General features: G+C 38.1%; 16 protein-coding genes. 13 read left to right on the top strand and 3 right to left on the bottom strand.

The features are described 5' to 3' along the window. Nucleotides 1-29 precede the first annotated feature (29 nt). From G7051_RS06895 to G7051_RS06930, 8 genes are all read left to right on the top strand, one after another. The gene (locus tag G7051_RS06895; RefSeq protein ID WP_166199168.1) at nucleotides 30-965 is read left to right on the top strand and encodes a type IX secretion system membrane protein PorP/SprF; all 936 of its coding nucleotides are present in this window, start codon (nucleotides 30-32) and stop codon (nucleotides 963-965) included. A 125-nt stretch (nucleotides 966-1,090) separates the two neighbouring features. Then, nucleotides 1,091-2,515: an SUMF1/EgtB/PvdO family nonheme iron enzyme gene (locus G7051_RS06900; RefSeq protein ID WP_166199169.1), complete on the top strand. Its 1,425-nt coding sequence runs from the start codon at nucleotides 1,091-1,093 to the stop codon at nucleotides 2,513-2,515. A gap of 66 nt (nucleotides 2,516-2,581) precedes the next feature. Then, nucleotides 2,582-3,715 (top strand): gliding motility protein GldL, encoded by a 1,134-nt coding sequence (gene gldL, locus G7051_RS06905; RefSeq protein ID WP_166199170.1) that lies wholly within the window; start codon nucleotides 2,582-2,584, stop codon nucleotides 3,713-3,715. A 63-nt stretch (nucleotides 3,716-3,778) separates the two neighbouring features. Beyond that, nucleotides 3,779-5,317 (top strand): gliding motility protein GldM, encoded by a 1,539-nt coding sequence (gene gldM / locus G7051_RS06910; RefSeq protein ID WP_166199171.1) that lies wholly within the window; start codon nucleotides 3,779-3,781, stop codon nucleotides 5,315-5,317. Nucleotides 5,318-5,360: 43 nt separating this feature from the next. Continuing rightward, nucleotides 5,361-6,431, top strand: coding sequence for a gliding motility protein GldN (gldN, locus tag G7051_RS06915; protein WP_166199172.1), 1,071 nt, complete (start codon nucleotides 5,361-5,363; stop codon nucleotides 6,429-6,431). A 117-nt stretch (nucleotides 6,432-6,548) separates the two neighbouring features. Further along, entirely contained in the window at nucleotides 6,549-7,709 is a 1,161-nt protein-coding gene (locus G7051_RS06920) for a hypothetical protein (protein ID WP_166199173.1), read from the top strand. Beyond that, nucleotides 7,675-8,256 carry a non-canonical purine NTP diphosphatase gene (locus tag G7051_RS06925; RefSeq protein ID WP_166112952.1) on the top strand — a complete coding sequence of 194 codons (582 nt, stop codon included), beginning with the start codon at nucleotides 7,675-7,677 and terminating at the stop codon, nucleotides 8,254-8,256. The genes G7051_RS06920 and G7051_RS06925 overlap by 35 nt, the downstream gene beginning before the upstream one ends. 70 nt (nucleotides 8,257-8,326) lie before the next feature. Then, a complete protein-coding gene (locus tag G7051_RS06930; protein ID WP_166199174.1) occupies nucleotides 8,327-9,013 on the top strand; it encodes a helix-hairpin-helix domain-containing protein in 687 nt (228 codons plus the stop codon). A gap of 159 nt (nucleotides 9,014-9,172) precedes the next feature. Here G7051_RS06930 and G7051_RS06935 read toward each other — a convergent pair whose 3' ends face one another. Next, nucleotides 9,173-11,002, bottom strand: a complete 1,830-nt coding sequence (locus G7051_RS06935; RefSeq protein ID WP_166112958.1) for a DEAD/DEAH box helicase — start codon at nucleotides 11,000-11,002, stop codon at nucleotides 9,173-9,175. Between the two features lie 505 nt (nucleotides 11,003-11,507). On the opposite strand from G7051_RS06935, the gene G7051_RS06940 reads away from it, so the two are divergent. Continuing rightward, on the top strand, nucleotides 11,508-12,551 hold the full coding sequence (locus G7051_RS06940; RefSeq protein ID WP_166199175.1) for a bifunctional transcriptional activator/DNA repair enzyme AdaA: 1,044 nt from the start codon (nucleotides 11,508-11,510) through the stop codon (nucleotides 12,549-12,551). Between the two features lie 71 nt (nucleotides 12,552-12,622). On the opposite strand, the gene G7051_RS06945 is transcribed toward G7051_RS06940, so the two are convergent. Continuing rightward, nucleotides 12,623-13,372, bottom strand: a complete 750-nt coding sequence (locus G7051_RS06945) for an N-acetyltransferase (protein WP_166199176.1) — start codon at nucleotides 13,370-13,372, stop codon at nucleotides 12,623-12,625. 77 nt (nucleotides 13,373-13,449) lie between these two features. Next, nucleotides 13,450-14,088, bottom strand: coding sequence for a hypothetical protein (locus G7051_RS06950; RefSeq protein ID WP_166199177.1), 639 nt, complete (start codon nucleotides 14,086-14,088; stop codon nucleotides 13,450-13,452). A gap of 233 nt (nucleotides 14,089-14,321) precedes the next feature. Between G7051_RS06950 and G7051_RS06955 the strand changes: the two genes are divergently transcribed. From G7051_RS06955 to G7051_RS06970, 4 genes are all read left to right on the top strand, one after another. Then, the gene (locus G7051_RS06955) at nucleotides 14,322-15,686 is read left to right on the top strand and encodes a glycosyltransferase family 39 protein (RefSeq protein ID WP_166199178.1); all 1,365 of its coding nucleotides are present in this window, start codon (nucleotides 14,322-14,324) and stop codon (nucleotides 15,684-15,686) included. Between the two features lie 181 nt (nucleotides 15,687-15,867). Beyond that, complete coding sequence (locus G7051_RS18365; protein ID WP_166199179.1) at nucleotides 15,868-16,881, top strand: FKBP-type peptidyl-prolyl cis-trans isomerase; 1,014 nt, start codon at nucleotides 15,868-15,870, stop codon at nucleotides 16,879-16,881. 142 nt (nucleotides 16,882-17,023) lie between these two features. Next, the gene (locus G7051_RS06965) at nucleotides 17,024-19,684 is read left to right on the top strand and encodes a transglutaminase domain-containing protein (RefSeq protein WP_166199180.1); all 2,661 of its coding nucleotides are present in this window, start codon (nucleotides 17,024-17,026) and stop codon (nucleotides 19,682-19,684) included. Nucleotides 19,685-19,901: 217 nt separating this feature from the next. Next, on the top strand, nucleotides 19,902-20,966 hold the full coding sequence (locus tag G7051_RS06970; RefSeq protein ID WP_166199181.1) for a tyrosine-protein phosphatase: 1,065 nt from the start codon (nucleotides 19,902-19,904) through the stop codon (nucleotides 20,964-20,966). Nucleotides 20,967-20,985: the final 19 nt, after the last annotated feature.

The raw sequence follows: 20,985 nt of genomic DNA on the forward strand, positions 1-20,985 counted from the left end.
GCTAAATATTTGATTTATAAAAGGTATTGATGAAATTTGGTTACTACTTACTGGCTTTACTTATTAGTTTTTGCTTCTCTTTGGATCTAAAAGCTCAATGGGATGCACAAGTAAGTCAATATTGGAAAGTTAAAACCTTCTTTAATCCTGCCTTTGGTGCCGAAAAAGATTCTATACAAGCAACCTTGCTGCATCGTCAGCAATGGGTCGGAGTAGATAACGCTCCCAAAACATTTATTGTATCGGCAGATATGCCTGTCAATTTTATGGGACGTAAGCACGGAGTCGGTATATTGGCCATGTCAGAGTCGATTGGTTTATTTAAGAATACGTCAATTGGCGCTCAATATGTATATAAAAAACGCTGGAAAAAGAATATCCTGAATGTAGGCGTACAATTAGGATTTACAAGTATCGGATTTGATGCATCACAAATAGACAAAGCCGGGCAGGAAGATATTGAAGATATCGGTGCAACTGATCAGACAAAAGTTTTTGACGGTAACATCGGTATAGCGTGGGTAGCCCCGAAGTATTACATTGGGATATCATCCACTCATATCACCCAGCCTAATTTTGACATAGGTGATGATATTACAACATATATTGCCCGTGCATATTACTTTACGGCAGGATACAACATGAGACTGGGCAAGTCATCGTACGAATTACAACCTTCGGTATTGATAAAAGCCGATAATACAGTTGTACAATACGACGCAACAGCAAGACTGGTCTATAAAAAAATGTTCAATGGCGGTGTCTCGTGGAGAAAAGATGACGGATGGGTGTTTTTACTCGGAATAAACATCTTTGGTATTGATGCAGGATATGCTTATGATCTTTCAACATCGGAAATAACCGTAAAAAGTAAAGGATCGCACGAGTTTTTTGTTCGCTATGCAATGCCTATCAAGCTTTCGAAGAATGGACAAACCAGCCATAAAAGCATAAGGATACTTTAAGATCGTAGATCTTTTTATTTTTATTACTTTGGCAAACATGCAACAACATATTTTATAGCAATTACAACGAATACAGAAACAAAACTTTTATGATAATAAAGAGATCCGGACTCTCAATAAATTATATGAAGAATTTACTTTTTGCTGCTATCGCTCTTTTAATGCTGACTACCTCTTGTGGAAAACCCGGAGGAGCGGGAAGCGTCGGAGGTGAGCTGACAGGTGTGGGCAGTTCGTCATGGGCAGAATCGAGCCCTTACGGTATGGTTATGGTATCTCGCGGCTCTATTGCCATGGGACCGGCCGACAGCGATTCTCTATGGGGAATTACCGCCAATGCCAAAGGTGTATCGGTAGATGCTTTTTGGATGGACGATACCGAAATTACCAACTCGGAATATCGTCAGTTTGTTTATTGGGTACGTGACTCTATTCTTCGCGAACGCCTTGCAGACCCTGCATACGGAGGTGATGAAACGTATAAAATAACGGAAGACCGTTACGGTGATCCGGTAAAACCTTATTTAAACTGGAAGAAGGCAATACCTAAACGTCCGAACGAAGACGAGGAACGTGCTATATTAAGCTTGACCGAAGTAAATCCCATTACAGGCATAAGAGGTCTTGATCCCGAACAATTTAATTTCAAATACGAATGGTTTGATCATACAGAAGCGGCCAAACGCAGAAACAGATTAAACCCTGCTCAACGTATTTTAAATACGGATATTCAGGTTGATCCGAATGAAATAGTGATGATATCAAAAGACACCGCTTTTCTGGACGAAAACGGAAAGCCTGTGAATATGACTATCAATCGTCCGCTTAGTTCACTATTCGATTTTCTAAACACCAAGATTGTTAATATCTATCCCGACACCACTGTTTGGGTAAACGATTTCAATAACGCTTATAACGAACCTTATATGCGTATGTATTTCTCGCATTCGGGTTACAACGACTATCCGGTAGTAGGTGTAACATGGGAGCAAGCCACAGCTTTCTGTGAGTGGAGAACCATGTTCTTTAAAATGGGAACGGGAACCAGAGGACGCAATATTGAGCCTTACCGCCTGCCTACAGAAGGTGAGTGGGAATTTGCAGCCCGTAGTGGTAGATCGGAAAACAAATATCCATGGGATTCGGAAAGTACTCAATCCGAAAAAGGTTGCTTTATGGCTAACTTTAAACCGGGAGAAGGTAACTATACCAAAGACGGTAATCTTATAACCTCACGTGTAGGAAGTTATTCGCCCAATGCTTTTGGTTTGTATGATATGGCAGGAAACGTTTCGGAGTGGACATCTACAACATATACCGAAGCAGGAAGTGCAGAAATGAACGACCTCAACCCTCAATACAGATACAATGCAGCCAAAGAAGATCCTTATGCATCCAAGAAGAAGGTAATAAAAGGTGGTTCTTGGAAAGACGTAGGACGATTTATCCGTGGCGATATGCGTGAGTCTGAATATCAGAATCAGCCCCGCTCGTATATCGGGTTCCGTTGTGTAAGAACTCAAATAGGATTTGCCAAATCAAAAAGATAAAACAATAAACAAGCAGACTGGTAAACAAGTAAATATATAGCACTTGTAACTAATATATAAGAAACCATGGGTAAAAAGTACAGACGATATAAAAACTTTCTTGAGAAATATCTGGATAGCAACAGCGGTAAACGATTCTTTAATGTTGTTTATAGCGTAGGAGCAGCCATTGTAATTCTGGGTGCCATGTTCAAGATTCTTCACCTTCCTTTCGGTAATCAGATGCTTATGATAGGTATGATCACCGAGGCTATCGTATTCTTACTGTCAGCGTTCGAAAAACCTGCCAAAGAATACAAATGGGAAGAAGTGTATCCTGCTTTAGTGGACGAAGAAGGCTTTATCCCCAGAGCAGAAAGAGTGCAGATGCAACAACCGAATAGCGGACCTGCTATACAACAAACTTCTGTACCTTCGCAACAAGGCAACGCAGGTGCTTCAAGCGGAAGTACAGGTAAGAATAATACGAATACTAGCAATACAGGTAACAACTATGCCAACCAAGCCGGAAACAACGGCGGTGGTGGCTCTACCGGTGGTGGAGGTGGTACAACCATTATAGGAGGAGGAAACTCATCTTCGGGAAGTTCTGGTTATTCGGGAGGCAACCAAGGAGTATCAACAGGCTCAGCAGGCGGAGGAACATCTGTTTCAGGAGGAACATCTGTTTCAGGAGGAACGGTTGTTACAGGAGGTGCTGTAGTAATAGATGGTGCCAATGTGGTAGAAGCATCCGCAAAGTATGTAGATCAGATGTCTCACATGTCCGAGAACATGGCTAAGTTTGCTCAGGTAACCGAATCACTTGGAAAAATATCAGAATCTCTATTAGGATCATTCCAAACCATTATTGATAATTCGGATGGAATAGGTACCAATACTCAAGGGTATGTCACTCAAATGGAAACTCTCAATCGTAATATTTCGGGATTAAATACCATCTATGAAATACAATTGAAGGGTGTGAGTGGTCAGATTCATACTATTGAAGAGATTAATGCAGGTTTAGACCGCATCAAAAAATTATACGGAGGATCGCTTGTGGATAGTTCTATCTTCAAAAATGAGACCGAGAAAATGGCTCAACAGCTTACCGAACTTAACAAGGTATATGCTCGTTTGCTGCAAGCTATGACAAGTAACATGAATATGGGCGGAGGCTTTAACCCGAATCCGATAGGAAACGAACCTCAACCTTGATTTGAGGGCTTTACCCTCTAAGAAACAGATTTGTAACTTGTAACTATTAACTTGTAACTACTAATGGCTTCAACTAATCCAAGGTCTCCAAGACAGAAAATGATAAACCTGATGTATCTGGTGTTTATCGCTATGCTTGCTATCAATCTGCCCGAAGAGGTACTTGATGGCTTCGACATGGTAGACGAAGGATTGAATCAAACAATAAAAAGTTCGGAGGCTCAAAACCAACTGACTTTTAAAAGTCTTACAGATATAAACAATCAGAACCCCGTAAAAGCGGAGCAATGGTATGCTCCTGCTGCTCAATTCTCGAAAGCATCAGATGAATTATACAATTATATTCAAGATCTGAAAACTCGCATTGTAAAAAAGGCTGACGGAGAAAAAGGGGATGTAAACAATATCGAAAACAGAGAGAATATTGATGCCGCAACCGATATTATGCTGGTAGGTATCAATAACGAAGCTAAAAAGCTAAAATCGTCCATCGATGTATATCGGGAACAAGCTATCAACCTGATTACAGGTCCATCGAGAAAAGACATTATTAAAAACAGACTGAATACCGACAATCCCAAAAGAGGAAATAAGGATAATAAAAACTGGGAAGAGGCTTTATTTGAACAAATGCCAACCTCTGTAACGGTTACCATGTTAACCAAGATGCAAAGCGACATACGTGCCACTCAGGGTGAAGTATTAGCTGATCTTTATAACCAGATAGGAGCAAAAGACTTTCGTGTAAACAGCTTACAAGCCGAAGTGGTTCCAAAGTCGGAATTTGTGATGGAGGGAGGAGTATACGAAGGGCGTGTAGTACTTACTGCTGTAGATACCACCAAACGTCCAAGCTTTAGCCTACCTTCGATCAATGCAAACGGAGAATTCAAAATCGGAGCAGGAGGCGTAGGAATCAATAAAGTATTTTCGGGAATGGTTACACTCAGTACTCCCGATGGCGAAGTTATTACCCGTCCGTTTAAAAGCGAATACCATGTTGTTCCACGTATGACTACCATACAGGTAAGCGATGCCAATGTATTGTATCAAGGTGAAGATAATAAACTGACTATATCCGTTCCGGGATTGTCAAACGATCAGCTTCGAGTAACTGCTACCAACGGATCTATTACTAAATCGGGTCAGAACTGGATAGCTAAGCCTACAAAAGCGGGTACTAATATGAAAATATCGGTATTCAACGGAACAAACTTTGTAAGCGATCAGGAATTTAAAGTACGCCTCCTACCCGACCCTGCACCTTATATAGAATATGCTGATGGTGACGGTAATCTTAAAAGATACAAGGGCGGAAGAGTTGCCAAGGCTGTCATAGTTAATGCTACGGGCGTAAAAGCTGCTATTGACGATGGATTAATCGACAGGCAGTTTCCTGTCACCAGATTTACAACTGTATTTTTCGACGGTATGGGAAATGCAATTCGGGAAGTATCCGACGGAAGTAATTTTTCTGAAAGACAAAAAGCTCAAATCAGACAATTGGCCAGAGGAAAGAGTTTCTTTATATCCGAAGTAAAAGTAAGAGGAAAAGACGGTGTGGAAAGAGACCTTACAGCCATCGAAGTAAGAATAAACTAATTTATAAAAAGGTCTGTGACCTTCGATTAGAACAATATTATATATGAAAAGATTATTTCTAACAATTACAATAGGGCTATGTGGTTTGCTAATCACTCAAAATCTCTTTGCTCAACAAGATCAAGGAGAAGCTTTGCGTGAACGTCTTACCAGACGACAAAACCAACAGAACAATTCAGGTGGAGTACCTCCCTTGACTGTTAGAGCTCAAATAATGAACGAATCGCAATCGCAAACTCAGGAAATAGGTAATGCTCCCTGGATACGCGAAATATATCGTTTTATTGATTTGGAAAAAGAAAAAAATGCGACTCTATATTATCCGGTGACACCTATAGGAGATCGCACAAATCTTTTCACGTTGATATTCAGGCTTCTTCAAAACGGAGATATTACCGTTTACAAATACCAATTAAATGATATGGAAGTCTTCAACGAAGAAAATAAAGAAACCTTCAAGGATGTATTGGAGCGTTTCGAAATTATGAATCGTCAGGAGAACGGAAAATATATCGTAGAAGACATAGATGTTCCCAGCAACGAGGTATTGGGCTATTATGTAAAAGAAGCATGGTACTTCGATAAAAATAATTCGGTTGTAGATATCAAAACACTGGCTCTATGCCCTGTAATTATCAGACAAGATGATTTTGGTGTGGATAGAAGCCGTTATCCGATGTTTTGGGTTCCTTACGAAAACATACGCCCTTATACATCGCGTATGCCTATAATGATATCGAGTTTGAATAACGCTACGACAATGACTATCAACGATTATTTCGTAAAACATTTGTTTCAAGGAGATATCGAAAAAGCAACCAATGTACGCAACCTGAGTTTGGCTCAGCAATATCCGGATGAAGCTAAACGCAAAGCAGCTCAAAAGAAAATTGAAGAACAGCTAAAAGCGTTCAATGCTAATCTTTGGGTGTATAATGATTCTATTGCTGCCAATACCGGAGCTGCCCAGGCAAACAACAAAGGCAAAGGCCCGAGCATAAAGAATGCACCGACAAGCAATAGTACAAATACAACAACCAGAGCAGCAGTGCAAAAAGAAGCTAAATCTCAATCGGCACCATCGCGCAGTATGAGAAACCGAAAGAGAAATTAAGGTCTCAACCCTTTTTATTGCTTTGGCTAGCATAACAACTAGAGATAGTTATACTGATAGAATATCGCATTAAATATTTAACGCTACTTAGGGTAACAGACATCAATGTGAAGATTAATGACGAAAAAATATATTTTCGATAATAACTCCCAAAAGGTATTACTATGCCTTTTGGGAGTTATTAATATGTTGTTTGTCGTAAAATACTGCCCTGCATATTCATTTTTATCAGCAGCAATTTATGGTATTGTTCTATCTTCCTCCTATTCCTATTATAAATACTTCTTACAAGACAAACTGCAAAAGCGACACGTATACATTCTCCTTTTTGCATTAATCGTTTGCATTACTATTTCTTTATTACTGCTGGTTGATCCATACAACGTTACTGTAGATCGTTGGTCTGCCTTATACAACTGGTGTGATACACTTTTTCAGGGTAAATATCCTTATGATACACTGACTCATACACATATTCCGGAAAACTACCCGTCACCATTTCCCATATGGCAAATAGTACATATCCCTTTTTACTTTCTTGGCGAAATGGGCATAGGACACTTGGTAACTCTTGCATTGGCATGCTATGTCTTATATAAATATCAGAAATCGTTTAACCTGACTCTGTTTCTATTCTTGATACTACTATCACCTTGCTACTGGTGGGAGATAACTGTTAGAAGCGATTTAATGAACAATATGTTCATCTGCCTGCTCTTTATCACCATATTCCATTTTAGCTTTAGAGAGACAAGATATATGCTTCCGTTGGGTATCATTATAGGATTGCTGTTATGCACCCGTTTATTTACAGGAATACCTCTGGCTGTCTATTTTATACCCTATTTTATTAGAAAAAGTACAACAAATAAACTCAAGCTTATTGCGGGTTGCCTCTTAGGTTTTGTTTGCCCGTTTATACCTTTCATGATTTGGGATTTCGACAGGCTGTTTTTTTTCGAGTATAGCCCTCTTATGCTCCAAACCAAACAGGGAAGCATCTATACATTAATTGTAGGACTGATATTTATAGGGATATTCTCTTTTTGTTGGAAAAACTACAAAGAATACCTTCTCTATATTTCGGTTATACTCTTTAGTTTTATACTTTTGAATTTTATAAAATTCATCTATCACGATGGTTTTATGACAACTCTTACAAACGATCTTTTCGACATATCTTATTTCAACATTACTATTCCATTTGTTGTTTTAGGTTTATGTCTCTCTAAAACAGACAAAAATGAAAATGAGAAAATTAGTCTTTTCGACAAATAACGAACATAAACTTGAAGAAGTCAGAGCCAAACTAGGCAAATACTATCAGGTCATAAGCTTAAAAGATTTAGGTGATGATACTGATGTTCCCGAAACAGGCGATACTCTAGAGGAAAATGCCATGATAAAAGCCGACTATTTGTGGAACACCTATCAGCTAAATTGCTTTGCGGATGATACCGGTCTCGAAGTAGAGGCTTTAGATAATGCTCCGGGAGTATATTCGGCAAGGTATGCAGGCGAACACAAAAGTTCGGAAGATAATGTAGCCAAACTTCTTAAAGAACTCGAAGGTAAAGAGAATCGCAGAGCCCGTTTCAGAACGGTTATCGCTCTTATTATGGGAGGAAAACGTTATCTGTTCGAAGGTAAAATCGAAGGAGTCATAACAACTTCTCCAAAAGGTACATCCGGCTTTGGATACGATCCGGTTTTTCAGGCTGACGGTTACGATAAAACATTTGCAGAATTAACTCTCGAAGATAAAAACAACATAAGCCATCGGGCAAAGGCAGTAGAACAGTTGGTGCTATTCTTAAGAAAATAAGGTCTCAAACCTTTTTATTGTTTATTTAGGGTGCCATCCAAAACTAATTAACCGTCTAACACAAACTGTTATGTGGAAATGGAAGAAGGAATTCTTTTATTTTTCGAAAGGTGATCGAATTGCCATTATTCTGCTATTAAACTTAATAGTTGTGAGTGGAGGTATTTTTATTTTCATGAATAAATTTACTTTTACAGACGCTGTTTATCGTGATCAGAATGAAGAGATTCAGAAAGATTTTGTACAATTCGAAAACAATCTTGAAGTTATAGAACCTCTTAAAGAAGAATCAGCCGATAATAATGAATCGCCCGCAACTCCCCACAAATCGAAAAAAGAAAATAAGCAAAAACTGCAATTGGGTCAAACTATAGATATTAATCTGGCATCTGCCTCAACTCTAACCCGTATTCCCGGCATTGGAGATGTATTTGCAGAGCGTATAATCGAATATCGGAATTCTCTTGGAGGATTTGCTTCGCTTGAACAATTATACGAGATAAAGGGTATTACAGTTAATAAATTCAGCAAAGTATTGCCTTATTTGGTGATGCAAAGAAAGCATAAGCTTATTAAAATAAATAAAGTCTCCGCAGATCAACTTATAAGTCATCCTTACTTCGAAGAAAAACAAATTCAGGCTCTTGCTGAACTAAGAAAAGGCGGAAAAATCAATGATATTTCAGATTTATCAAATAATGAGAGCTTCACCTCAAGAGATATCAATCGGTTAGCTCCTTATTTAAGTTTCGACTAAGGTCAAGGTCACAGACCTTTTTATTGCTTTGGCAAGTATAACAAATATAGATTGTTACAACTATAAAATATACCAATAAATTTTATTCTTTACTTAAAAACAAAAACGGTTGCCCAAATTGGACAACCGTTTTCTATTTTATAGTCTTTAAGCTTCTAGTTACGAAAACTTTGGTTTGCGACCACCTTTACGGTGTTCTTTTTTGTCTCCACCGCCAAAAGAAGAACTGCCTCCTTCGCGTCTTTTAGGAGCTCTGTCGCCACCACCTCCGTAAGAAGATGGTCTTCTGCTGGCACCTTCACGACGTTCTGCAGGAGCACCGCCTTGAGCTTCTTCGACTGAAATACGGCGTCCGTTTTGCTCTTGACCTTTCAGTCCGCTGATTACACGTTGGGCATCACCTTCGGGTACTTCAAAGAATGAGAAGTTAGGAAGTAAATCAATACGACCGATTCTCACTTTTCCCGGAACGAAATCGTTAATCAAGCCCATCAATGTAGCAGGATTTGCATTATCTGTACGTCCTAAATTGATGAATAAACGGGCATATCCTTTTTCTGCTGAACGAGAACCTCCGTTACCTCTTGATTCGAAGCGGTCTTCGCCTCTTCTGCTGTTACGAGATGGCATACCTCTGTCGTCACGACTGTTATATCTGTCAGATGGAGCTTCTATTTCGTCTGCTTCGCGGTAATAATCGATCAAACGATTAAACTCCATTGAAACAACACGTTTGATGATATCTTCTTTTTCAAGCCATTCCAAACGACGGTATATCGAAGGTAAAAGACGGGCAATTTCTTCCTCGTTTACTTTTACTTTTTCTATTTTGTCTGCAAAGCTTAACAATTGTTTTTCGCAAATCTCATCTCCCGAAGGAACTGTAGCTGCTTCAAACTTTTTGTTCATTATTTTTTCGATCTCACGGATTTTACCTTTTTCTTTCACGTGTGCAATCGCAATCGAGATACCTGTTTTTCCGGCACGACCTGTACGACCACTACGGTGGTTATACGATTCGATATCGTCAGGTAAACCGTAATTGATTACGTGAGTCAAGCTATCCACATCCAAACCACGAGCAGCAACGTCTGTTGCAATCAATAATTGGATATTGTGCATGCGAAATTTTTGCATTACATAATCACGTTGTGATTGAGATAGATCTCCGTGTAATGAATCTGCACTATAACCGTCTTGTATCAGTTTGTCTGCAATCTCCTGAGTCTCGCGACGGGTACGACAGAAAACGATACCATATATACTTGGATTGTAGTCAGCAATACGCTTCAACGCCAGATATTTATCTTTAGCGTGCACCATATAATACACATGCTTTACATTGCTCGAACCTTCATTTTTACGACCAATGGTAATATCTTTGGGTTCACGCATGTATTTTTTCGTAATTTTTGCAATTTCGTTAGGCATAGTAGCCGAGAAAAGCAACATAGAACGAGTATCGGGCACTTTGGAAAGAATCTCATCGATACTCTCAGTGAATCCCATATTCAACATTTCGTCAGCCTCATCCAATACTACGTATTTGATGTTTTCAAGATCAACTGTTCTTCTGTTGATCAAGTCGATCAGACGACCGGGAGTAGCCACAATTACTTGTACACCACGTCTCAATGTTTTAATTTGGCTGTCAATACTTGAACCTCCATATACAGGAAGCACTCTCAAGTTGTCAATATATTTAGAATAATCTGCCAGATCACCTGCTATCTGCAAACATAGTTCGCGTGTAGGAGCTAAAATTAATGCTTGTGGTACATTTTTCTTTACATCTACTTTTTGTAGAAGAGGAAGCCCGAAAGCTGCTGTTTTACCTGTTCCTGTCTGTGCTAATGCTATAACATCTCTAACCTCGTCCAATAAATAAGGAATCACTTCCTCTTGTACGGGCATTGGACTTTCATAACCCATTTCTTCGATCGCTCTACGGATTTCCGGAGCAACACCTAATTCTTCAAATGTCTTCATTAAATATTTTTAGAAAATTTGCTGTGGAAGCAATTATTCTGTCCTCTGCCACCATTTTTACACTACGACTAAGAAAAGAGAGAAATAATTGATCCCCATGTTTTAATTCATATTCCTATCAGGAAAGCCTTCAACTCTCACAAGTTTAAAATTTTCCCTCAATTACGTTCTTAACGGAATATAGACCCTTAGCCCTGTTATCTCTGTGACAGATAATTTTGTTTTACGATTCTCTTTTGTAGTAAATTGAAAGAATCTTTATTCGTCTAAAACGCTGCAAAGATAGTAATTTATTTTTGATAACTGCATAACTTTGATATATAATCGTATACATACTCCTAAAAATAAGTAATAGTAGAAAAAGCAATACACAATGATACTCAATCGTCGATACTATAATCATCCAAGTAATTAAAAGGTCTGCAACCTAAAAAAATAGTTGTCAATTTTTCGGTTGTAGTCTTCATTTACTAATTATACTTTTGAACAAGAAAAAATTACAATAATGAAAGACGATACTATATATTACAAGGCTTTGGTAGAGAAAGATAAATCTTTCGAAGGAATATTCATTGTCGGGGTAAAGACTACAGGGATATTCTGCCGTCCTACCTGTACAGCCCGTAAGCCCAAGCAGGAAAATGTAGAGTTTTTTGCAACCACCAAAGATGCGATACTGAAAGGATATCGCCCATGCAAGGTTTGCCATCCGATGGAAAATCTCGGTGATACACCCGAATATATTAATAAGGTGATAGAATTATTGGATAAAAATCCATCCATCAAACTAAAAGATTATGATTTGAGACAAATGGGAATCGAACCGAGTACCATTCGTCGATGGTTCCAGAAGAATCACCAGATTACTTTTCACGCTTATCAAAGATTGCATAAGTTAAATACAGCATTTAAGAAATTTCAAACGGGCATAAGTGTTACTGACACAGCGTTTGACTCAGGCTATGAGTCCTTGAGTGGTTTTAACGATTCATTCAAGAAAGTCTTCGGGGTTTCCCCCTCAAAAAGCAAGACTCAAAACATTGTAGACCTTATGCGACTCGAAACTCCTCTAGGTACTATGGTTGCCTGTGCTACCGACAAGGGTATTTGCCTTCTGGAATTTACCGATCGTAAAATGCTGGAAACCGAACTTAAACATTTAGCGAAATCTTTAAATGCAACCATAGTACAAGGACACAACAAGCATTTCGATTTACTTAAAGAAGAAATCGGAAAATACTTCGAAGGGAGTCTTACCGAATTTACCGTAACCCTTGATACAGTGGGTACTGATTTTCAGAAAAAAGTATGGGAAATGCTTTTAAAGATACCTTACGGAACAACAGTATCCTACCAACAGCAGGCACATGCCATCAATAATCCGGCAGCGGTAAGAGCCGTAGCCAATGCAAACGGAATGAATAAAATCTCCATTATTATTCCCTGCCACAGAGTTATCGGAACAGATGGTTCTCTTACGGGATATGGTGGCGGTTTATGGCGTAAAAAAAGACTATTGGATTTGGAGAAAAAGAAGTTAATGCAATAAAAAAGAAGTGTCTTTAGGAGACACTTCTTTTTTATTATATAAACCTAATGCATTTACATTCATATTTATTGTTACTTTTTGAGTATCCTTTCTAAATATGTAACATCCAACAAATTCACAGTTTCAAAATTTCCTTTATAAAACACTCCATAGTTGTTGAAAACACAAGGTAATTCTTTTGCTTTTTGTAGCGTATCCACTTGAATTAAAGATGCACGAACGTCATTCGCGTCACAATACTGTTTGATCATCCCCATATTTTGATACACAAAAGGGCATTGCATATCATAATAAATTGTCAACTCTTTGCCTTCAATTTTTGGGTTCTTTGCATTTGGGGTGAACTTTGGCGTTGTTCCATCAAAAGTAAGGGCAAGTAATTCGTAGCCATAATCTGTACTATCAACGACTTCAAAGCCGAACTTCTTCGCAAATGATTGGTCGGAAAGCCATGATTTTTGTTTTTTTGATCCAAGCATACAAATGCCCGATTTACCTTTTTCTTTGGCATCAGCCAAACAATACTCCATCAGCGATTTCGCATACCCTTTTCCTTTGTGATCACCTAAAACCCATAAGCAATACACATACAAATAGTTGTTACCGATTATCGGAACCCAAGCTGTTTCAAGGGGAGCATATTCAATAAAAACAGTAGCTTTTTCATTTAACTTTCTAAAGACATGACCTTCACTGAGTCGGTCAGAAAGCCATTGTCGCTTTGCTTCAACACCAGGATGGGGCTTTTTACTGCGGATAATGCAGCATAAATGCTCAGTGGCAAGATTTTCGGCTGTTAAGTTTATAAAATCAGTATTCATGATCATTGTGGATAGATTATGAAGTACAATATAGTGAATTGTTCACTTTGTTTCGTCTAAATACAGCACGGGTAAGCTTAATATTTCAGCTCTATACGTATAATATCGTCTTGTATTGTAAGTGAAGAATTAGGGAATCCACTATTTAGTATTAAAGATTCTAATTCTTTTATCGACGGATAGTCATTCTCACCATTAAATTCTCTGGCATCATCAATTAAAATGATATGCTCGTATTTTGATTTGAATATGGTATTTAATTCTTCAATTATAGGACATTCCGTGGATCCTTTTGCTGTAAATCCACCCGAATAATGTCCATCCAACCAGAAAATCGATTTGTTATTTAAGTTCTTTATAATAGAGTCGAGAACCACTCCACTGTCTCCCTGCAAAATTTCTATGCTGGAATATTTCTTGAATCTTTTTACTGCTCTTTCGTGTAATTGCTTACTGAGCTCAATCGAATAAATTTTTTTAAATACTTTTCTCTGAGCATAAACCATATCTCCCAGATAAGTACCTGTTTCGATCAATGTATCAACATGATGTGTTTTTTGATACGATTTAATTACCAACTGCTTTACGATATGAGGGGTCGGAAGAGGGCATCCCTTACTTTTCCACGCATTCAGCTGCTTTGTATATTTGTAGTTAAGATAGTAATCACTTATAGGTTCCGGAAGAATTGACAGTATATGTTTTAGTGTACTCATTGCTTTATATGAAAAAATTTAGTTTAACTTCCGGATTTTAATTTTGCAAAATTAATTAAATTAGTCTGATTCGTAGAGTAATCGATTAAAAAATCCTATTTTCATCCTTTAATTTGAAACTATTCTGATCTTTGAAACAAACATATTACAGAACAAATTATTGGCATTATATTTTGTTCTTAATTACATCATTCTTCTTTTTGTGTGTATTCTCCAGTAATACCAGCCCCCTAATGAATTATTACGGAGGGGACAGTGCTGTGTTTATCTTAATCGGAAAGATGTTTAATGCAGGAAAAGTTCCATATGTAGATTTTTTTGAACATAAAGGACCTACTTTGATTTTTATTGAGGCAATAGGATTAAAACTAGCCGATAACGAACGATCAAGCATCTTTATATTGCAAGTTATAAATCTGTTTATTACACAAATCCTCATTTATAAGATTGCTAAGACTTATTTACCGCACTTTATAAGTATAGGTATTGTGATGTTGACTTTATTGGCTTTTTCATTTACAATACAAGGAGGAAATTCTACCGAAGAGTGGAGTTTGCCTTATCTGTATCTCTGCTTATTGATAACTATCGGTTTTGAGGATTATTCAGCTAGAAAACAAAAAGTATGCTTTGTGATTATGGGAATGAGTGCTGCCATATTATTCTGGATGCGGTTAAATAATATGGGGATTATTTGTGCTTGCCTCCTATTTATAATGATTATCGCCTTACAAAATAAAAACCTGAAACTATTTCTTAATCTGGCACTTGGGGGCTTACTTGGCTTTTTATTCATTTCGATACCAATAATTATTTATTTCACTCATATTGGAGCTCTTTCGGAGATGATCTATGCAAGTTTTCTTTTTAATTTTAGTTATATACAGTATCACTTAGAACAACCTTTTAGTTTAGTTGATCTGATTAAAGGATGGCTCAGTCTGCTTACTTTTATCATTGGAAGCATTTTATATTATAAAAAATACAGAGATTATAAGATGTTGGTTTTATGTATTTGCTTGTTTGTATTCGCTTTCGTCACTACCCATATAGGACCTCAATATTTTCATTACATGACTTTGAATTTACCCTTATTTTCGATAGGAGTAATACAAATTTTCTGTACACAAAAGATTCGGTTACTAAATAGAAATAGTAATCTAGTTATTCTCACAGGAGCATTTTTCATGTTATTCGGGTACACTTTTTATAAAAAGAATCAAAAACAATATATTAAAGACCAAGACGATACGCTATTTATAAGTAATTCAACTGATATCGTGGATAAAATTCCTGTTAACGAAAGACCTTTTATCTTTGCATACAATGTATCTGCACGATTTTGGTTGATAACAAATATACTTCCCGGCTATAAATTTTTCACCAACCAAGAATGGCATGGTTTGCATGATAAAAGTATTCTGACAGAGACTAACCGCCTGATCCAGGAAATACCTCCTCTCTGGATTGTAATACCAAATGATAATGCCAACATTAAATTTATAAATACAGAGTTAAGCAATATCCTCTTTGAAGAATACCAAGAAAGTTATAGAAATGATGATTTAATTCTCATGCGACGAATAACCTCCAATTGAGTGATTATTTAGAAAATCTAATTGTAGCTGATCTTTAAAAAATCCATAATTGTAGAATAGTTGATAAAAAATATCTATTTTTATTTTTTAATTAAAGTTAGCTCTCTCATCTGTCTTTTAAGAGCAACTTGAAGCGGAAAAATTTAACTATAACTAATTATACTTTACTTAATCATTCAAAATGAAAAAGATCTTTCTATCAGCTCTACTACTAGCATCTATAAGCACTTCGGTGGTGTATGCGAAAAAAAACAAAAAAGATGCAGCTCCACAAGCTAATCCTGTTTCGATACAAACTGCAAACGATTCTATCTTATATGCATATGGTGTAAGCCTTGCGGAACAAGGACTCGAACAGTATCTCATGCAATTAAAAGTAATAGCTGATACAACAGAAGTAAGTTCGGAATACAACAACCTAATAGCAGGTGCTACTAATCCGAAAGAAAAAACAAGACTGGAAAATGAGTTGAAATCGAAGCTCGACTCAATCAACATAAGTAATGCTCAAAATATAGAGATGTTACTAAAAGGTATAGGCGAACGCCTACAGGCATCCGACCAGAATTTCGCTTACGGTAAAGGCTTGGAAGTTGGTGACCAACTGAACAGAATGACAGTTGAATTTTCGAAACAAGTGCTTGGAAACGACGAATCGGCAGAGCTTAATAAAGAAGCTATCCTTTTAGGACTGACCAATGCTATCAAAAAGCAACCTCTGCTTATTCCCAACAGCAACGAAATGGTTCAAGCCCGTATAAATGCTTTACAGGAAAAAGAACAGGAAGCAAAGAAAGCAGCCAGTACCGAAGTGATTGCAAAAGGAGATAGATTCATGGCTGAAAATGCAACCAAAGATGGTGTTGTAACACTCCCAAGCGGACTTCAATACAAAGTTATTACACAAGGAACAGGAGCTATCCCCAAAGCCGAAGACCGTGTTAAAGTAAATTATCACGGAACCTTAATAGACGGTACTGTATTTGACAGTAGTGTAGATCGCGGCGAACCAATTACATTTGGTGTTACGCAAGTAATTCCGGGATGGACAGAAGCTTTGCAAATGATGCCCGTGGGATCGAAATGGATTCTGTATGTTCCTTATAGTCTTGCTTACGGCGACAGAGACGGTGGACCTATTCCTGCATATTCGAACCTCATATTCGAAGTAGAACTGCTTGATATCGAGAAGTAAGGTTCTGTTTTTATAGCTTTGGCTACTTGCCGGAGTTTTAAATTACTTACTTTATTCTGATACCAACTCCCATAAAAACAACCTAGAGAATCTGTAAGTATACCAGCGTATACTTACAGATTTATCCCAATATATATAATCTATGAGAAAAAGAATTTTAAGTGTATTTGCATTGGGTTTTGCATTGGTATGCTCGTCTTTTGGTCAGACACACGACCATTTTCTGACCGACCCTGCATATGCCAAGCAAGTAAACAAACAGTTTTTATCAAGAAAAGACCTTGCTACGAATCGCGAACAGGCACTATTCGGAGTATTTAATCAAAAGCTTACTACTCAAGAAAAAGAAGCTCTGGAATTTCTATATGCCTATATGCCACTTTCGGATTTAGCCGATTATGATGGCGAATTTTTCCTGAATCAAGTACGCACAGCTTTTAAAGCCCGTGAATATTTCGACTGGGGTAAAACAATACCCGAAGATGTATTCCGTCATTTTGTATTGGTATATCGTGTAAATAATGAGAATCTGGACAATGCACGTGAAGTATTTTTCAATGAATTGAAGGATCGGGTAAAAGGCATGACAATGGAACAGGCTGCCTTGGAAGTAAACCACTGGTGTCACGAGAAAGTAAATTACCGTGCTACAGACGGACGTACTTCTGCCCCACTCGCCCTGATGCGTACTTCATGGGGACGTTGCGGCGAAGAGTCGACCTTTACCACTATGGCAATGCGTTCGGTAGGTATTCCCGCCCGTCAATGCTATACTCCACGCTGGGCACATACCGACGATAATCACGCTTGGGTAGAAGTATGGATTGATGGAAAGTGGAACTATCTGGGAGCTTGCGAACCTGAACCTGAACTGAATGTAGGATGGTTTAGCGGACCTGCCAAAAGAGCCATGATGGTACATACCAATGTCTTTGGAGTATATGATGGAAAAGAGGAAAAAAACCTTCAGACTGACCTGTATTCAGTTATCAACCTTTTGTCAAACTATACAGATACACGTACTGCAAAAGTAAAAGTAGTGAACAAAGACGGTAAACCGGCAGAAGGTGCAACCGTAAAGTTCAATGTATATAACTATGCTGAATTTTATCCAATCACTACGTATACAACAAAAGCCGACGGAAAAGCATCAGTAATTACCGGAAAAGGTGACTTGTTTGTATGGGCAACCGATGGTACTAATTATGGGTATGCACAATCGCACCCCGATAGCCCCGAACTAACTATTGTATTGGATAAAACAGCCGGAAAAACATATCAGGAAGGAATGGTAATAAATCCTCCTGTTCCTCAAAAGATAAAAGAACTCTCTCCTGAGAAAATCGCAGCCAATGCAATTCGCCTTGCTTATGAAGATTCATTGCGAAATGCGTACATGAAAACCTTTATAAACGAGGTTGACGCTCGAAAATTTGCATCCGACAATGGCTTAAACGGTGATAATGCATGGAAATATCTCGAAATGTCGCAAGGAAACTGGCGTGACATAAAAGATTTCATGCAGCAAGAAAAGAACAATATGTATTTGTTTCCCTATTTGGCTTCACTTACAGCTAAAGATTTACGCGATACTCCATGCGAATATCTTGTGAGTCATTTAAATTTAGGCGAAAAATCAGGATTTGAAGCTGCTACACCTCAGGACATGATAGCAGGTTCTGTATTTTCTCCACGCATATCTATAGAACTGATAAGACCTTGGAGAGCATTCCTGCAAGAACGGATAGATGCTCAATATCCTACACAGGAAAGAGCTACAGTGGAACAAATCATCAATTTTATCAATAGTAACGTAACACTCGATGAAGTTGCAAACTATTATAAATGCCCCATTTCTCCTAAAGGATCTGTAGAGTTAGGACGTGCCGACAAAGAGTCACGCAACAGTTTATTTGTCGCTATATGCCGTTCGGAAGGTATTGCAGCCCGTATAGAGCCGGCAACCTCACGCCCTCAGTATTATGCGAATGGCGGATGGATCAATGTAAATCTGAATGACGAATCGGAGACTCAATATCCTAAAGGTACTATCATATTCAATAATTCGGCTTCTAACATCGTTAAACCCGCTTACTCTACGCATTACACGATTGCGAAATTTATAGACGGAGACTTTGTTACGCTTGATTTTGAAGGTGATGCTGCTTTAAAGACTCTTCCCGGACAAGTTACGGTAGATGCGGGATATTACCGCCTGATCGTAGGCAGCCGTGCCAATGATGGTTCGGTAACCGTAGAAACAAAATACTTCACACTGAATGAAGGTGAAACAAAACCTTTAGACATCATTCTTCCAAAAACCGAAGGTCGTATTCAGATACAAGGTATTGTTGATATGAACAGCCGAATAACCCTTGCCAATGGAACCGATACATCGCTGAAAGATATTGCCAACGGAAAAGGTATTATCATCTGTTTTGCAGATCCCGATAAAGAGCCTACCAAACACGTGCTTCAGGATATTCCTAACCAACAGGCTGAATTGAACGAATGGGGCGGCGGTATCCTGTTTTTAGTACCCGATGACAAAGTCAGTACAGCATTTGACGCATCGGTATTTAAAAACCTCCCTAACCAATCGGTATGGGGTAGAGACAACAATCGTAATTTGTTAAATGCAGCTACAGATGCTTTGCAAATCGAATTCTCAAATAACTTTCCTTTAACAATTTATCTGTCCGATATAGGAGGTATATTGTATTCATCGGAAGGGTACCAAATAGGTATCCCCGAGAATATATTAAAGACAATTAGAGCCGAGGCGGCAACTAAAAATCCATAAGATTTCTAGAAAAGCAGACAGTTGTTTTAAATAATCATAAAATAAGAAGGATGAAGGCGATTAAGCTTTCATCCTTCTCTATTTTTTAATAAATTGGTGGCGTAGTAAATAACAGAAAGTATTAAATATCGCTTTTCAGCACCATAACTGTCAGTCGATTTTACACTTGGATAGATAAAAAACAGGTCGCAGACCTTAGAGTTAGTAAACAGAAGCAATGATTAAAGACATCACCTCATTTTTTATACTTAGCTCGCTGCTAATTACAACAGGATGTACCAAACATCCTGATATTTATTTCTATTGCGATAGGGATAAAGACGGGGGAAACTATGTCTTAAAATGGGAGGTATCGCCAACCAATCCGGAGGATAAAATCAAGATATATATGTCTGATAATGACTCCGTATTTTTGGAGCCACCCACTGCTGAAACCATGGTCAGCGATTATGTGGCACGTATACCGGTACAAGACTCCATATCCAGAAAATTCTTTCGTCTGAAAGTCAATAAAACATTCTCGGGAATTATCTCCAATCACGTTTTCAAAATGGATAACATGCAAAATTTGCGTGATCTGGGTGGATATTTTACCAAAGAAGAAAAACAGGTAAAATGGGCACGGGTATTTCGTTCGGGAGATCTGTCGGAAATTACAAGCCGTGACTACAAAATAATTGAATCTCTGGGAATAAAAACAATTATAGATTTCAGGGATGTAGACGAATACGAAAATTTCCCCGATCTGTATACTGCCCCTAATATGGTTCACCTTCCCATAGCATCAGGCAACAGGGCGTATATAAGGGATAAGATTTTGGATGGAACTTTTTACAGAGGCGATGCCATTTTGTTTACACAGGATATGTATCGGTCTATGGTCGAAAATTATTCAGACGAATTTGCCCGTTTCTTTGATATCCTTTGCGATCCCAATAACTATCCTATTCTTTACCACGGATATTTGGGTAAAGACCGCACCGGCCTAGCCAGCTACTTTCTGCTAAGGGCTTTAGGGATATCCAATGAGGCTAATGAAGACGATTACCTGCTCTCAAACCTATATATCAGCGAACAAATGGTAATGGGTGAAGCACGCTATTTACCTGAACAGATGCAAGAGGCCGCTACAGTAGTCTGCAAAGCTGACAGATCTTATCTGAGATATGCTATATCGTGTATGGAAAATAAGAGTGGATCTGTAGATAAATATATGGAACAGGAATTGAAACTGACTGAGGCTAAAAAGGAAAAACTAAGAAAAATACTACTCTATAAATAATGCTCAATCAGTAATTAGA

The sequence above is a fragment of the Dysgonomonas sp. HDW5B genome, from assembly GCF_011299335.1.
GTDB lineage: Bacteria > Bacteroidota > Bacteroidia > Bacteroidales > Dysgonomonadaceae > Dysgonomonas_A.

Excerpts from the sequence above, each read along its gene's own strand:
- G7051_RS06895 (WP_166199168.1), top strand. The coding sequence starts at position 30 with ATGAAATTTGGTTACTACTTACTGGCTTTACTTATTAGTTTTTGCTTC.
- G7051_RS06900 (WP_166199169.1), top strand. The coding sequence starts at position 1,091 with ATGAAGAATTTACTTTTTGCTGCTATCGCTCTTTTAATGCTGACTACC.
- gldL (WP_166199170.1), top strand. The coding sequence starts at position 2,582 with ATGGGTAAAAAGTACAGACGATATAAAAACTTTCTTGAGAAATATCTG.
- gldM (WP_166199171.1), top strand. The coding sequence starts at position 3,779 with ATGGCTTCAACTAATCCAAGGTCTCCAAGACAGAAAATGATAAACCTG.
- gldN (WP_166199172.1), top strand. The coding sequence starts at position 5,361 with ATGAAAAGATTATTTCTAACAATTACAATAGGGCTATGTGGTTTGCTA.
- G7051_RS06920 (WP_166199173.1), top strand. The coding sequence starts at position 6,549 with ATGACGAAAAAATATATTTTCGATAATAACTCCCAAAAGGTATTACTA.
- G7051_RS06925 (WP_166112952.1), top strand. The coding sequence starts at position 7,675 with ATGAAAATGAGAAAATTAGTCTTTTCGACAAATAACGAACATAAACTT.
- G7051_RS06930 (WP_166199174.1), top strand. The coding sequence starts at position 8,327 with ATGTGGAAATGGAAGAAGGAATTCTTTTATTTTTCGAAAGGTGATCGA.
- G7051_RS06935 (WP_166112958.1), bottom strand. The coding sequence starts at position 11,002 with ATGAAGACATTTGAAGAATTAGGTGTTGCTCCGGAAATCCGTAGAGCG.
- G7051_RS06940 (WP_166199175.1), top strand. The coding sequence starts at position 11,508 with ATGAAAGACGATACTATATATTACAAGGCTTTGGTAGAGAAAGATAAA.
- G7051_RS06945 (WP_166199176.1), bottom strand. The coding sequence starts at position 13,372 with ATGAATACTGATTTTATAAACTTAACAGCCGAAAATCTTGCCACTGAG.
- G7051_RS06950 (WP_166199177.1), bottom strand. The coding sequence starts at position 14,088 with ATGAGTACACTAAAACATATACTGTCAATTCTTCCGGAACCTATAAGT.
- G7051_RS06955 (WP_166199178.1), top strand. The coding sequence starts at position 14,322 with ATGAATTATTACGGAGGGGACAGTGCTGTGTTTATCTTAATCGGAAAG.
- G7051_RS18365 (WP_166199179.1), top strand. The coding sequence starts at position 15,868 with ATGAAAAAGATCTTTCTATCAGCTCTACTACTAGCATCTATAAGCACT.
- G7051_RS06965 (WP_166199180.1), top strand. The coding sequence starts at position 17,024 with ATGAGAAAAAGAATTTTAAGTGTATTTGCATTGGGTTTTGCATTGGTA.
- G7051_RS06970 (WP_166199181.1), top strand. The coding sequence starts at position 19,902 with ATGATTAAAGACATCACCTCATTTTTTATACTTAGCTCGCTGCTAATT.